Genomic DNA, 14,418 nt, shown 5'->3' on the forward strand with positions numbered 1-14,418 from the left:
TGATAGACTATGAAGGTAATTTAACACTTTAGCGAGAATCACTATGAAAGTAGGCATCATTGGTGCAATGGAAGAAGAAGTTACGCTGCTGCGTGACAAAATTGAAAGCCGTCAGACTCTGAAGCTTGCCGGGTGTGAAATTTACACCGGCACCCTGAATGGCGTGGAAGTCGCTTTGCTGAAATCAGGTATTGGCAAAGTCGCAGCGGCAATGGGTGCAACTCTCCTGCTTGAGCATTGCAAACCAGATGTGGTGATCAACACCGGTTCTGCGGGTGGTCTCGCAGCCACACTTAAAGTTGGCGATATCGTGGTTTCTGATGAAGTGCGTTACCACGACGCAGACGTTACCGCTTTTGGCTATGAATATGGTCAATTGCCTGGTTGCCCGGCAGGTTTTGCTGCCGACGCCAAACTGATTGCCGCGGCTGAAGAGTGCATTGCCGAGCTAAACCTGAACGCCGTACGCGGTTTGGTTGTTAGTGGTGATGCCTTTATTAACGGTTCTGTGGCACTGGCAAAAATTCGCCATAACTTCCCACAGGCAGTTGCTGTGGAAATGGAAGCAACAGCCGTTGCGCACGTTTGCCATAACTTCGGTACCCCGTTTGTGGTGGTTCGCGCGATTTCTGATGTTGCCGATCAGCAATCCCATCTGAGCTTCGAAGAGTTCTTAGCTGTTGCAGCGAAGCAGTCCACGCTAATGGTTGAAAACCTGGTGCAGAAACTGGCTCGTGGTTAATAAGAACTTTTGGCGCGGGATCGCCGCGCTTCTGTGTTGTCTCCCGGCGTGGCTTAATGCCGCGCCGCGGGTTATCTCACTATCGCCGAGCAATACTGAACTGGCATTTGCGGCTGGTATCACGCCAGTAGCGGTCAGCGCCTGGTCAGACTTTCCGGAAGCCGCCAAAAAGCTTGAGCAAGTCTCGAACTGGCAAGGAATGAACCTTGAGCGCATTGTGGCGCTAAAACCTGATGTGGTTCTTGCCTGGCGCGGTGGAAATGCTGAGCGCCAGGTCAATCAACTAAAAGCATTGGGTATTAAAGTTGTCTGGCTTGATCCGGCAACGGTCGAAGGAGTGGTTGCCGCATTGCGTCAATTGAGCCAATACAGCCCGACACCGCAAACGGCCAACAACGCCGCAGATCAACTGGCAAAAGAGTTTGCCGATCTGAAAGCACAATATGCACAGGGCCCGAAGAAAAAAGTGTTTCTCCAGTTCGGCCAGCAGCCGCTATTTACATCAGGAAGTGGTTCGATTCAGGACGAAATTCTGGGAGTATGTGGTGGGCAAAATATCTTTGCAGATAGCCGGGTTCCTTGGCCGCAGGTGAGTCGTGAGCAGGTGCTAAGCCGCCGCCCGCAGGCTATTATTATCACCGGCGATGAGACGAAAATCCCTCCGGTTGAACAATTCTGGAATACCCAGTTAAAAATTCCGGTTATTGCAGTGAATGATGACTGGTTTAGTCGCTCGGGCCCACGTATTATCCTCGCCGCAAAACAGCTCTGTGAGGAGCTGGCAGAAAAATAACCTTTTTTATGAGGATAACACCCACATGCTCGTCTATTGGCTGGACATCATTGGCACAGCCGTCTTTGCAATATCCGGCGTACTGCTGGCAGGTAAACTACGTATGGACCCGTTTGGTGTTCTGGTTCTGGGCGTAGTGACAGCGGTTGGCGGCGGAACAATTCGCGATATGGCGCTGGATAATGGCCCGGTATTTTGGGTTAAAGACCCAACCGACTTAGTGGTCGCAATGGTCACCTGTATGCTGACTATTGTGTTAATTCGACAACCGCGTCGCCTCCCAAAATGGATTTTGCCAGTGCTTGATGCCGTGGGGCTTGCGGTGTTTGTGGGTATTGGGGTGAATAAAGCGTTTTTGGCGGGCACAAGCCCACTGATTGCCATTTGCATGGGCGTGTTGACCGGTGTTGGCGGTGGGATTATTCGTGACGTTTTAGCGCGTGAAATCCCAATGATCCTGCGTACCGAAATCTACGCCACGGCGTGTATTGCAGGTGGCATTGTGCATGCCACAGCGTTCTACACCTTCCACGTTCCACTGGAACAGGCGAGTATGATTGGTATGGTCGTCACCCTCGCAATTCGTCTGGCTGCCATTCGTTGGCATCTCAAATTACCGACATTTGCGCTGGATGACAGGCAATAAACAATAAAAAAGCCGGATGACGCTTTCGCTTATCCGGCCTACACGAACGTTTATAACCCATTATCTAAACGAAATAATTCGAGTTGCAGAAAGGCGAACGGGTTTAGTCATCGCATCTGCAGCTCGAAGTATGAAGGTTTAAACGCTGAACGAAGAACCACACCCACAGGTGCTTTTCGCATTCGGGTTTGTCACTACAAAGCGTGAACCTTCCAGACCTTCAGTGTAATCCACCGCGCCGCCAACCAGATATTGAAGGCTCATCGGGTCAACGACCAGGGCAACACCTTGCTTCTCGATAGTCATATCGCCGTCATTAATCTGATCGTCAAAAGTAAAACCATACTGGAAGCCGCTGCAACCACCACCGGTGATGTAAACGCGCAGTTTCAGATTTGGATTTTCCTCATCCGCGATCAGGTTTTTTACTTTATTGGCTGCGGCTTCTGTAAACTGCAACGGCAGCACTGCTACGTCATCACTCATTTTTTGCTCCCAACGAAATAAGATATTGGGTGAAATTTAACCCCAAACTTTGGGCCATTATCTAATACCCGAGTAAATCGTTCAAGTATTCTCCCCGCTCGGGGTCTGTTGTTCTTTAGCCTGCTTTTCGGCTTCCTGTTTGGCAAGTGTGCGCGCAAGAATCGAGGAGTATAGCGGTTTACCGCCGAGGAATTGTGCCAAAAGTGTCGCGCCAAGGCAGGTAATAATCATTGGCAAAATGAGCTGATAATTGTCAGTCATTTCCAGAACCAACACAATCCCCGTCAACGGCGCACGTACCGATGCGGCAAACAACGCGCCCATTCCTGCAATGGCAAACGTCCCAACTTCAAGGTGATAGGCCGGGAACCAAGCCGCACTCGCCATACCAAATGCCGTGCCCAGTAACGTGCCCAACGCCAGCATCGGTGCAAAAATCCCACCTGGTGCGCCGGAAGAAAAACACAGCAGCGTGGTAATCACGCGAGCAATAAAGATAAACAGCAGCATGCCTAACGTGTAATTTCCGGCAGCAGCAATGGGGATCAGGTTAAAACCACCACCAGCTGCTGCAGGTTGGATAAGACCAAGAATCCCGCAAATACCACCTAACAGGCCGCCAATAATTACCCACTTTTTGAGATTTCCTCCGTGGAAGCGCTGGAACATATCCTGGGTGCGGAACACCATCGCGTTAAAGAACACGCCGACAATACCAAATACCATGCCCAATACCAGGTACAGCCAGAGTGTGTTAACAGGCGCATTAGAAAGTTTCCCGACCTCAATAACAGCGTTCTCACCGTTAAAAATACGGAAAACCACGCTCGACATAATCACGCCGATAAACACGGCTTTTATCGAAATCAGGTTATAGCGAAACTGCGGGCGCATCTCTTCAATAATGAACAGAATCCCCGCCAGCGGTGCATTAAATGCAGCGGATAAACCCGCAGCGGCACCGGTCGCTAACAGCGAATGCCGGGCTTCGGCACCCCGTAAACGGAAAATATCCAGCACCATACGCCCGATATTCCCGCCCAGTTGCACCGTTGGCCCTTCACGCCCGAGAACCATCCCTGCGCCGAGTGTTCCCATACCACCGATAAATTTAACCGGGATGACACGCCACCAGCGCACCGGGCGCAACTCTTCCAGTGCACCTTCAATTTCAGGGATGCCAGAGCCCCCCGCTTCCGGCGCATAACGGCGCACTAAATAGTAGCCAATCATCGCCAAAACCATTGAACTGATGAATGCCAGCGGCCAGACGATCAGGCTGTAATCGGCCACATGCGCCAGCATCGCCAGACGATTTTGTTGAACCCAGGTGACCGCCTTTTCAAAAGCGACACCTACCAAACCGGCTAACGTCCCTACTATCGCGGCCATAAAAAGAATAGCGACAGGCGTTTTATCCTGTCGAATTAGGCGACGCACCATGTCGCCCCGGCGTAAGCGCACAACTTGTTGTGCTTCAAAAGAGGGGTGGGAGTGATTCATTAGGTTAATCATTTATTGGTAATACAAATCGAGGGGGCATTCTACTCTCTCGACGCATTTGGGCAAAACTTTCATAACTTCACAAGTTTCCCTTAGAATAGCGTGTTGCCACTATTTCCACGAATCAGGAGCCGATTCATGAGTAAGTCTGAAAACCTGTACGCTGCCGCACGCAAAGTCATCCCTGGCGGCGTGAACTCGCCGGTTCGTGCTTTTACCGGCGTCGGCGGTGTGCCGCTGTTTATCGAACGCGCTGACGGGGCTTACCTGTATGACGCTGATGGCAAAGCCTATATCGATTATGTGGGCTCATGGGGCCCGATGGTTCTCGGCCATAATCACCCAGCCATTCGCAACGCCGTGATTGAAGCGGTTGAACGCGGTCTGAGCTTTGGCGCGCCAACCGAGATGGAAGTGAAAATGGCGGAACTGGTTACCGAACTGGTTCCAACCATGGATATGGTACGAATGGTGAACTCCGGTACCGAAGCCACCATGAGTGCTATTCGTCTGGCCCGTGGTTTCACCGGCCGCGATAAAATCATCAAGTTCGAAGGCTGCTACCACGGCCACGCCGACTGCCTGTTAGTGAAAGCCGGTTCTGGCGCACTGACCCTCGGCCAGCCCAACTCACCGGGCGTTCCGGCAGACTTTGCCAAACACACCCTCACCTGCACTTATAACGATCTCGCCTCCGTTCGCGCAGCGTTTGAGCAGTATCCAGAAGATATCGCCTGCGTCATTGTTGAACCGGTCGCAGGCAACATGAACTGCATTCCTCCAAACGATGATTTCCTGCCAGGTTTACGTGCCTTGTGCGATGAGTTTGGCGCACTGTTTATCATCGATGAAGTGATGACCGGCTTCCGTGTTGCTCTGGCAGGCGCGCAGTCTTACTACGGCGTTGAGCCTGATCTAACCTGCCTGGGCAAAATCATCGGTGGTGGTATGCCGGTAGGTGCATTCGGTGGCCGTCGTGAAATCATGGATGCTCTGGCACCAACCGGCCCGGTTTACCAGGCAGGTACGCTTTCCGGTAACCCAATTGCGATGGCAGCAGGTTACGCTTGCCTGACTGAAGTCGCGCAACCTGGCGTTCACCAGACATTGACTGAACTGACCGAAATGCTGGCTGACGGACTGCTTAACGCAGCAGAAGCCGAAAACATTCCATTGGTTGTGAACAATGTGGGTGGGATGTTTGGTTTGTTCTTCACTGACGCGGAAACGGTAACGTGCTACCAGGACGTGATGGCGTGCGATGTTGAACGCTTCAAGAAGTTCTTCCACCTGATGCTGGAAGAAGGCGTTTACCTGGCACCGTCTGCGTTTGAGGCAGGCTTTATGTCAGTTGCGCATTCTAAGGAAGATATTCAGAAGACTATCGACGCGGCGCGTAGAGTGTTTGCAAAGTTGTAATCACTGGTAGTATTGGCGGATGACGCTTCGCTTATCCACCCTACGCAGCATTTGTAGGGTGGATAAGCGAAGCGTCATCCACCTCAACTAACGACTCTGTTTACGCAGCAAATAAATAAAGTAAGGCGCACCGATAAACGTTGCCAGCAAGCCAGCAGGCACCTGATCCGGGAACAGGATCATTCTTCCACACCAGTCCGCGGCAACCATCAACATCCCACCTAATAACGCCGATATTATCAGCTGTGGCATTGCACGCCGGAAACCAAGCATACGCGCGATATGTGGTGCCATTAAGCCAACAAAACTGAGTGGCCCGACGGTCATCGTTGCCGCAGCGGTTAAGGTTGCAGCCAGCAAAAGCAGCGCAAAACGTGATGGTGTCAGCGCCATGCCGATTGCCCGTGCGGTTGCTCCGCCTAGCGGCAGAATCATTAACCAACGGCGGCAAAGCGGCGTCAGGGCAAATAGAACCACCATCAGAATAAGGGTTCTGACGGCTTGATCGCCGCTAACGTTATAGGTAGAGCCGGAAATCCACGTCAGGATCCCCGCCATACGCGGGTCGCCACTCGCCATCAGTAGCATCAACAACATGGTAAACGCAGTACTCAGTGCCATCCCGGCGAGTAACATGCGTTGCGGAGAAAAACCGCCACGGCTTGCCGTCACCATGATGACCAACAGTGTCACCGCCGCCCCAAGACTGCCTGCAGGGAACAACCAACCGAATGCATTGCCAGGTACGATAAACAACATCACCACCACACCGAATGCCGCACCAGAGCTGATACCTAAAACTTCGGGGCTCGCCATCGCATTACCGGTCAGACGTTGGATAACGCTGCCCGCAACCGCCAGCATCATACCCGCCGTCAGCGCGGCTAATACACGTGGCCAACGCCACTGCAACAGGTCGTGGAATAACGAACCGCTTACCCAGTTCCAGCCATACGCATCGCGTCCAAGCGTTAGCGCAGTGACAAGAACTAACGCTAAAACACCGCTACCGATTAACACCCACCAGCCCAGATGCTGGCGTTCGCTCGGAACATTATCACCCTGGTTCATTGCCGGTGTGCCAACGGTGCGCAGGCGTGGCAGCAGCCACAGCAATAAAGGAGCGCCAATCAGAGCCGTCACCGTGCCGGTCGAAATTTCGCGCCAGGCGCTGGTGAGCCAGATAACGGATTGATCGGACAGCCACAAAATTAACGCGCCGATAAGCGGAGCCAGTAATAACCGGGCAACCAGACGCCGCGCACCGAGCATTTTCGCCAGCAGTGGTGCAAAAAGTCCGATAAAGCCAATAATCCCAACCGCATTCACCAAAAGCGCACTGATAGCAATCGCCAGCACCAGCGTTGCGAGCCGCACCACTGAAAGCGCCAGACCAAGGTTACGCGCCACGCCATCGTCGAGACCCATCAGCGTAAGCGGGCGCAACAGCAGCAGTGTTAACAGCAAGCCCCCAACCAAACGTGGCCACAGGCCGTTGACGATGTCCCAGTCTTGCTGGTTCAGCGAACCGGTGCTCCACAGGAACATGTTCTGCAATTGATCATGGTGGAAGATAGCCAACAGTTGGTTTACCGCGCCGCAATAAAGGCTAAGCACCAACCCTGCAAGAATCAGCGTGACCGGCGATAAACGCTTACCCCAGGCGACGCCAAACACGAGTAGACCCACAACGCCTGCCCCTACCAGGGCGGCGAACTGCTGTGTGGCAAACCCGCCGGGCAATGCCCACAGTGTGGCAACCGTGATACCAAGTTGCGCGCCACTTGCCACACCAAGCGTGGTTGGCTCAGCAAGCGGGTTTCGTAACACCTGCTGGAATAACACACCCACTAATCCAAGCCCTGCCCCAACTAACAAAGATATGGCAAGGCGCGGCAGCAAACTGTAGTGAAATAACATCTGATTGATGTCATCAATATTGGGCTGCCACCAGGCCGCACTCCACTGCGCAGAAGGCAACTGTGCATTCAGGTTGTGTAGCGTCAGCACACAGGCAATAACAAACAGCACAGATAAAAGCAGCGCGGGGAGCAAAGCATAACGATATTTCACGTCTGGCTCCCTATGGCTTTCGCAAGCGTAGTGGTGAAGTTCATGGCGGAAAGTGTCGCGCCATAAAGCCATACTGGCGGCACGCGTTGGAAGCGGTTTTGGCGAACAAAAGGCATTGCATTCCACAACGGCGTTGCGGTTACGCGCGCCATTTCCGCATCGTTATTGTGATCAAAACAGATAACATCGGCGTCTTTGACTTCAGCTAAGCGCTCAAGGCCCACCACCGCACTACCCCAGAAGTTAGTTTCGCCAGACCAGGCATTTTTCACGCCCAGCAAATCCATCACCTGTTGGAACAGACTGTTTTTGCCAATAACCAGCGCGTGGCGCGAATCTAACAATGTCATCAGCAAAACGGGTTTATCCCCTCGGGAAGCAAAGCGGGGTTTCATCTGCTCGATAAACTGGTCGAATTTCAGCAAGTGATCGCGAGCCGCTTGCTGCATACCTAATTTTTCGCCCAGTTCTGTCAGTGACTGGCGAGCAACGGTCAGCGGTTTGCCGGAGCCATCGTTAAAACTGAACCCTAAACCCGGCGCAATACGGGACATTTTTTCCGGTGACGGGCCGTAGCCCGCGGAATAAAGGATCAGCGACGGTTTTAATTGCGTAAGAAGTTCGAGATTAGGCTCGGTGCGCAAACCAACTTCGATAATGCCATCCGGCAATTTCGGTTCGCCAACCCAGGCTTTGTAATTGGTGATATCGGCCATTGCATAAGGCGTGATACCCAGTGCCAGCATCAGCTCCACCGGCAACCATTCCAGAGCAACAATGCGATGAGGGTCGATGGCAGCGGCCTGCGCATTGCCCATTTTGAGCAATAACGGTGAGAGCGCCAGTGCTGCGAGTAACTGCCGACGACTCAGTAATGGGTTAATCAGCTCACTCATCAGTAGACAAAGCTCACCGGAGCCGCACCCGCAGGATGTGGCAAAATGCCCATCGGGATGCCGTAAATTTTTTCCAGCGTTTCACTTTGCATCAGTTCCGCAGGAGAACCCTGCGCTATCATTTCACCACCGCGCAATGCCACAAGGTGATCACAGTAGCGAGCGGCCATATTGATATCGTGCAGAACGGCAATTACCGTCAGGCCGCGTTCCTGGCTAAGACGATGAATAAGCGCCAGCACATCAACCTGGTGGGCAATATCCAGCGCCGATGTCGGTTCATCTAACAGTAAGCAACGGCTATCCTGCGCCACCAGCATGGCTATCCACGCGCGCTGGCGTTCACCACCAGAAAGGCTGTCTACCAGACGATGAGCAAAAGGTTTCAGTCCGACTAGCGAGATGGCCTCGTCAACCAGTTCCCTGTCCGCCACGCCAAAACGGCCCAGCGCGCCATGCCACGGATAGCGGCCAATTGCCACTAGCTCGCGTACCGTCATCCCTTCAGCCGCCGGGAGTTGTTGTGGTAAATACGCGACTTTGCGCGCAAATTCCTTACTGCTCCAGCTATCCAATGGTTGATCGTTGAGACTGATTTCCCCATCAGAGGACTTCTGATGGCGGCCTAGCATTTTCAACAGTGTCGATTTGCCCGAGCCGTTGTGTCCAATCAGGCCGGTGACTTTTCCGACAGGAAAGGTGATCGACAGAGGATGGAGAAGCGTGCGACCGGGTACGCGGAAGGTAACGTCAGTGAGGCTAAACGTGGTATCGGGATGAAGGTGTTTGTCCTGCATGATAGCCATCTTTGTTGATGGGCACGGCGAACCGTGCCCGAATACACTTAGAAGCGGAATGTTGCAGTCGCAACAACCTGACGCTCAGCGCCCCAGAAGCAACCGTAGGTCTCGAAGCAACTGGCAACGTATTCACGATCAAGCAGGTTATTCACGTTCACCGCAATGCTTGAGCCATTCATACCAAAGCGCCCCAGGTCATATTTGACCACTGCATCCAATACCGCGGCACTTCCAACTTTGAAGGTATTCGCAGGGTCACCGTAGCTGGAACCGATAAAGCGGCCGCCAGTACCCAGCGTCAAACCACTCAATACACCATCGTTGAAGGTGTAATCGCCCCACAGTGATGCCATATGTTCTGGCACTTGTGCAGGTGTATTGCCTTTCAAGTTAGTATCTTTGGTGTATTCCGCGTCAGTGTAGGTATAAGAGGCCGTCATGTTGATATTGGCATTGATAGCCGCTTTGGCTTCCAATTCAACACCGCGAGCACGCACTTCACCAGCTGGAACTTGATTGAGGGCATTTGTTGGGTCAGCCATCAACGTATCGGTCTTGGTCAGCTGATAAACCGCACCGGTAATCACGACTGGCATATCTTTCGGCACATACTTCATGCCAGCTTCGTATTGCTCACCTTTGGAAGGTTCATAAGCAACACGTGGTGTGCTGTAAAGGCTAAAGGCATTAGGCTCGAAAGACTGGCTGTAGCTGAAGTATGGTGAAATGCCGTTATCAAACAGATAGTTCACACCTCCACGCCAGGTAAACTGTTTATCGTTACGGTCGATGTAACCATTATCACTGCGCACAGTTGTGGCCTGCTTAGACCAGTCGTAACGACCACCTAATGTCAGTACCCACTTATCCCACTCAGCCTGATCCTGAACGTAGATACCCGTTTGTTTACTTTCGTTCATCTGGTAAGGCACTGCATCGCCGAAATCAACCGATTCCATTGGCGGTAGATTATTCAGATCCAGAGGAGGTGCATTACCAAACAAGGCGCTGATGTCGTTACGCATACGCGAGTAATCCACACCAGTTAACAGGGTGTGTTCAACAGCACCAGTAGTGAAGTTGCTTTGCAGTTGGGTATCAACGCTAAAGTTTTGCAGGCGTTCATTGTCAACAACTGTGCCACGACCTAAATAGTGGGCGCGTTGTTCTGGGGTCAGCGCCTGGCAATAAACGTTGTAGGCGTTCATGCTGTTATTGCATAAACCAGTACCATAGGCACTCTGCTGTGCAACTTTAATCTCAGAGAAACGTAGGTTTTGACGCACTGTGAAGGTGTCGTTAAAGCCGTGTTCGAAGCTGTAACCGACCATTTTTTGGTTACGGGAATAGCTGTTATTGGTTGCACCTTCATTAAAGTCGGTTGGCAGATGGCCGCCACCCGGTAATGGTTCAACCGTACCTTCTTTTGGCAGCCAGCCGTAGTAACCGGTTTCTGGCTCATTCTGGAAATACGACAAGAAGGTGAAGTTCGTCTTGTCATCAGGACGCCATGAGAAAGATGGTGCGATAGCATAACGCTGCGCTTCAGAATTCTGCTGTTGTTCGTTACCTGAGCGAGCAACACCGGTCAATCGATAGGAGTAAACACCATCGTCATCCAGCGCATCACTAAAATCAAAACCAGTCTGGAACAGGCTGTCTGTGCCCATTTTGAACTGTACTTCTTTGAGCGGCTCTGTGGTTGGGCGCTTACTCACCATAGAAACTATGCCGCCAGGGCTGCTTTTGCCGTACAACACAGAGGTTGGGCCACGCATCAGTTCAACGCGCTCTAACATGTATGGGTCTATGACTGCATCGTTGTAAAAATCACCCTGCATTTTCAAGCCATCCAGATAGTTATTCTGGTTCAGGCCAACAGAAGAAAAGCCACGGATGATTACGAAATCGTAGGTGTTTGAAGCTCCACGGCTGCTTACCGTAACACCAGGTGTGTAACCTAACGCTTCTTTCACCGACTGGAATTGATGCATCTGCATCTCTTCATTAGTCACAACTGAAATAGACTGTGGAGTCTTCTCAATCGGCGTATCAGTTTTCGTTGCGGTAGCTGTGCGTTTCGCCGCAATCGTTGGGGACGGGCCCCACGCGCTTTCGTCAGCAGTGCTGGCAGAAACCGTGATGGTGTCTTCTTTGGTGGTTGTGTTGTCTGCTGCAAAGCTTGATGCACTCACGCCACTGACGGCGGCAGCAACAAAGAATGCAAGTTTACGGATTGAGGTGTTGACTGGTTGTCCAGTTCTTAAACGCGCCATTGGTTTTTCTCTGATGAAGTAGTGACGAATGATAACGTAAACGATAATTATTATTAGCCGCAGAATAATAGTCGAAACGGAAAGCGCATAGCAAGCGGATCACACCCATGAAAAGTGCGAGGGAATAATAATTAACCAGAGTAATTGCATGGATTTAACAAAAAAGAAAAGCCCCCGTTACAAACGGAGGCTTTAGTAGAAAACAGCGCGAATTATTTACTGCCGAACATGTCCTTTATCCAACCGGCAACACCATCACTACTTTGCTCTTGCTGCTGCTGCGGTTGTTGTTGTTGCTGCTGTTGCGGCTGCTGGGTCTGTGGCGGCTGCGACTGGCTAAACGGATTATTAGTCTGCTCAGCCTGTTGGCTTTGCTGGCACAATCCGTCTGGATTCGTCGTCCAAACGGGCAGCACACGATCTCCCCCCCCGCCACACTGGAAGTAACCCGCACTATCAACGCCCATATCAACGATATCTTCCGGTGGATTGAGCACCAGTGGAATTGGCGTCTGGTTAGCCAGATAACGTTGGTAAAGCGACATTGCCCCGCTCGCACCGTACAGTTTGGTCGGCTGGTTGTTGTCACGCCCAACCCATGTAATGGCCACTTCTTTGCCATCAATGCCCGCAAACCAGGTGTCGACGTTATCGTTGGTGGTACCCGTTTTACCTGCTAAGTGCAGGTTTGGATATTTGCCACCTAACGCGCGACCAGTACCGCGAGCCATAACTTGCTGCATGGTAAACAGCGTCATATATGCGGCCTGTGGAGGTACAGCTTGCTCCGCCTGCGGGAAGCTTTGGTACAGCACGGTGCCATCTTCAGCAATAACCGAACGCAATGCAGAAAGCGTTGCCCGGTTGCCGCCGCTGGCGATGGTCTGGAATGCCTGAGCCACTTCAATTGGCGTCAGGTTCAGCGCACCGAGCAACATCGCAGGAACCGGATGCAACTGGTTTTCCGGCACGCCGAGTTTTATCCAGGTGTCGGTAACTGCTGGCAAGCCCAGCGCCATACCGAGATTAACGGTTGGCACGTTCATTGAGCGCGTCAGCGCATCCACCAGCATCACCTTGCCACTTTCACTGTAGCGACGGTCATCGTTCTGCGGCGACCACACTTGCCCGTTCGGCTGTTTCAGCGCGATTGGCGCATCGGCAATCCAGGTGTTCAGGCGGTAAGCGTCCGGCTGGCTCAAGGCTGTCAGATAGGTCGCCGGTTTCGCCAGAGAACCGATAGAACGGCGTGCCTGCATCGCGCGGTTGAAGCCCGCAAACTGTGTTTCTGCTCCGCCAACCATCGCACGAACTTCACCGGTTGAACGGTCAACAATCACCATTGCCGCTTCCAGATCTTTGAGCTTACGGGAGGCTCGCAATACCGGAACTCCTTCACTCACCGCTTTTTCTGCCGCATCCTGGGAAACGGAGTCGAAAGTGGTGAAGATCTTTACGCCGGAGAGGTCTTTAACTTTGTCGCCGAGCTTAGTCTGAAGCTCATTACGTACCATCTGCATAAATGCAGGCTGCGGTGAAATGACACCACCACGCGGTTGCACACCCAGAGGGCGCGCGCTCAGCATATCGTAAAGCTCCTGATCGATAACTTTCTGCTCTTGCAGCAAGCGTAAGACGAGGTTACGACGTTCCAGCGCCAGTTTTGGGTTACGCCATGGGTTGTAAATCGACGCACCTTTCACCATGCCCACCAGCAATGCTTGCTGATCGAGGCTCAGTTCTTCTACCGGGCGGCCAAAGTAGTACAGGCTCGCCAGTGGGAAACCACGAATTTCATTATCGCCGCTCTGACCTAGATACACCTCGTTCAGATACAGCTCAAGGATGCGATCTTTGCCGTAACGCGCATCCATGATCAGCGCCATGTACGCTTCGTTCGCTTTACGCCAGTAAGAACGCTCGCTCGACAAGAACAGGTTTTTGACCAACTGTTGCGTCAGCGTACTTGCACCCTGCACAGTACGGCCAGCTGTCAGGTTCGCCAGCACCGCACGGCCAATGGAGAAGAAGCTAATCCCATCATGCTCGTAGAAATGGCGGTCTTCTGTTGCGATCAACGTGTCAACCAACAGCTCCGGGAAACCGGTGCGCGGCACAAACAGGCGCTGTTCACCGTTCGGTGAAGACAGCATGGTGATCAAGCGTGGATCCAGACGGAAGAAACCGAAGCTGCGGTTGTTATCCATGTTCTGGATAGATTCCAGATGGTCGCCATCAAAATTCAGACGTGCGCGGATCTGCCCTTCTTTACTGTCAGGGAAATCAAACGGACGACGGATCATCTCAATGCTGTTGCCCTGTACCGTAAACTCACCAGGGCGCGTCATCTTAGTCACCTGGCGGTACTGTGTCGCTTCCAGCAGGTTAACCATCTCTTTTTTGCTGTACGGCATGTCTGGTTCAAGGTTCACCATACGACCATACACTGCCGCCGGGAGCTGCCAGACTTTCCCATCAATACGGGTACGGATCTTCTGATCCAGGTAGACACCGTAAATCACAAACAGCACAGCAAAGACAACAAACAGTTTTACCATGAACCAGAACCAACGGCGCTTTTTACGTGGCGGACGACCATTGCCACTGCCTTTTCCTTTACGTGGCGGCATCGGTTCCTCGTCTTCATAATCATCATCGTAATCCGCGTCATATTCCTCTTCACGGACACGACGACGGCTTACTTTCTCTTTCACAGGACGTGAAGGTTTTCCTTTACGTCCAATCGGTTCGCGGTCATTCCCCGCCATTGCTTTCTCCACCAAA

The 14,418-nt window shown here is 52.3% G+C and carries 11 protein-coding genes; 4 read left to right on the forward strand and 7 right to left on the reverse strand.

Annotation, left to right across the window (positions count from 1 at the left end; all coding sequences use genetic code 11):
- The first annotated feature begins 43 nt into the window (after positions 1-43).
- The 3 genes from mtnN to IX31_RS18215 are packed head-to-tail and all read left to right on the forward strand — an operon-like array spanning position 44 to position 2,181.
- On the forward strand, positions 44-742 hold the full coding sequence (gene mtnN, locus IX31_RS18205) for a 5'-methylthioadenosine/S-adenosylhomocysteine nucleosidase (protein ID WP_034460866.1): 699 nt from the start codon (positions 44-46) through the stop codon (positions 740-742).
- Positions 735-1,535: a vitamin B12 ABC transporter substrate-binding protein BtuF gene (gene btuF, locus IX31_RS18210; protein ID WP_034460867.1), complete on the forward strand. Its 801-nt coding sequence runs from the start codon at positions 735-737 to the stop codon at positions 1,533-1,535. The genes mtnN and btuF overlap by 8 nt, the downstream gene beginning before the upstream one ends.
- Positions 1,536-1,560: 25 nt before the next feature.
- Positions 1,561-2,181, forward strand: a complete 621-nt coding sequence (locus tag IX31_RS18215) for a TRIC cation channel family protein (RefSeq protein WP_034460869.1) — start codon at positions 1,561-1,563, stop codon at positions 2,179-2,181.
- Between the two features lie 138 nt (positions 2,182-2,319).
- Here the strand turns inward: IX31_RS18215 and erpA are convergent, their stop codons facing one another.
- Both erpA and clcA read right to left on the reverse strand, forming a co-directional pair.
- A complete protein-coding gene (erpA, locus tag IX31_RS18220; RefSeq protein WP_034460870.1) occupies positions 2,320-2,667 on the reverse strand; it encodes an iron-sulfur cluster insertion protein ErpA in 348 nt (115 codons plus the stop codon).
- 81 nt (positions 2,668-2,748) lie between these two features.
- A complete protein-coding gene (gene clcA / locus IX31_RS18225) occupies positions 2,749-4,170 on the reverse strand; it encodes a H(+)/Cl(-) exchange transporter ClcA (RefSeq protein ID WP_034460871.1) in 1,422 nt (473 codons plus the stop codon).
- A gap of 138 nt (positions 4,171-4,308) precedes the next feature.
- Between clcA and hemL the strand changes: the two genes are divergently transcribed.
- Positions 4,309-5,589: a glutamate-1-semialdehyde 2,1-aminomutase gene (hemL, locus tag IX31_RS18230; RefSeq protein WP_034460872.1), complete on the forward strand. Its 1,281-nt coding sequence runs from the start codon at positions 4,309-4,311 to the stop codon at positions 5,587-5,589.
- A gap of 87 nt (positions 5,590-5,676) precedes the next feature.
- Here the strand turns inward: hemL and fhuB are convergent, their stop codons facing one another.
- The 5 genes from fhuB to mrcB all read right to left on the reverse strand — a co-directional run bounded on the left by fhuB (position 5,677) and on the right by mrcB (position 14,402).
- A complete protein-coding gene (gene fhuB / locus IX31_RS18235; protein ID WP_034460874.1) occupies positions 5,677-7,662 on the reverse strand; it encodes a Fe(3+)-hydroxamate ABC transporter permease FhuB in 1,986 nt (661 codons plus the stop codon).
- A complete protein-coding gene (gene fhuD / locus IX31_RS18240; RefSeq protein ID WP_034460875.1) occupies positions 7,659-8,558 on the reverse strand; it encodes a Fe(3+)-hydroxamate ABC transporter substrate-binding protein FhuD in 900 nt (299 codons plus the stop codon). The genes fhuB and fhuD overlap by 4 nt, the downstream gene beginning before the upstream one ends.
- Complete coding sequence (fhuC, locus tag IX31_RS18245) at positions 8,558-9,355, reverse strand: Fe3+-hydroxamate ABC transporter ATP-binding protein FhuC (protein WP_034460877.1); 798 nt, start codon at positions 9,353-9,355, stop codon at positions 8,558-8,560. The genes fhuD and fhuC overlap by 1 nt, the downstream gene beginning before the upstream one ends.
- Before the next feature lie 47 nt (positions 9,356-9,402).
- Positions 9,403-11,634, reverse strand: coding sequence for a ferrichrome porin FhuA (gene fhuA / locus IX31_RS18250; protein WP_034460879.1), 2,232 nt, complete (start codon positions 11,632-11,634; stop codon positions 9,403-9,405).
- Between the two features lie 212 nt (positions 11,635-11,846).
- Positions 11,847-14,402, reverse strand: coding sequence for a bifunctional glycosyl transferase/transpeptidase (gene mrcB, locus IX31_RS18255; RefSeq protein ID WP_034460881.1), 2,556 nt, complete (start codon positions 14,400-14,402; stop codon positions 11,847-11,849).
- Positions 14,403-14,418: the final 16 nt, after the last annotated feature.

This window comes from Buttiauxella noackiae, assembly GCF_000737905.1.
Lineage (GTDB): Bacteria > Pseudomonadota > Gammaproteobacteria > Enterobacterales > Enterobacteriaceae > Buttiauxella > Buttiauxella noackiae.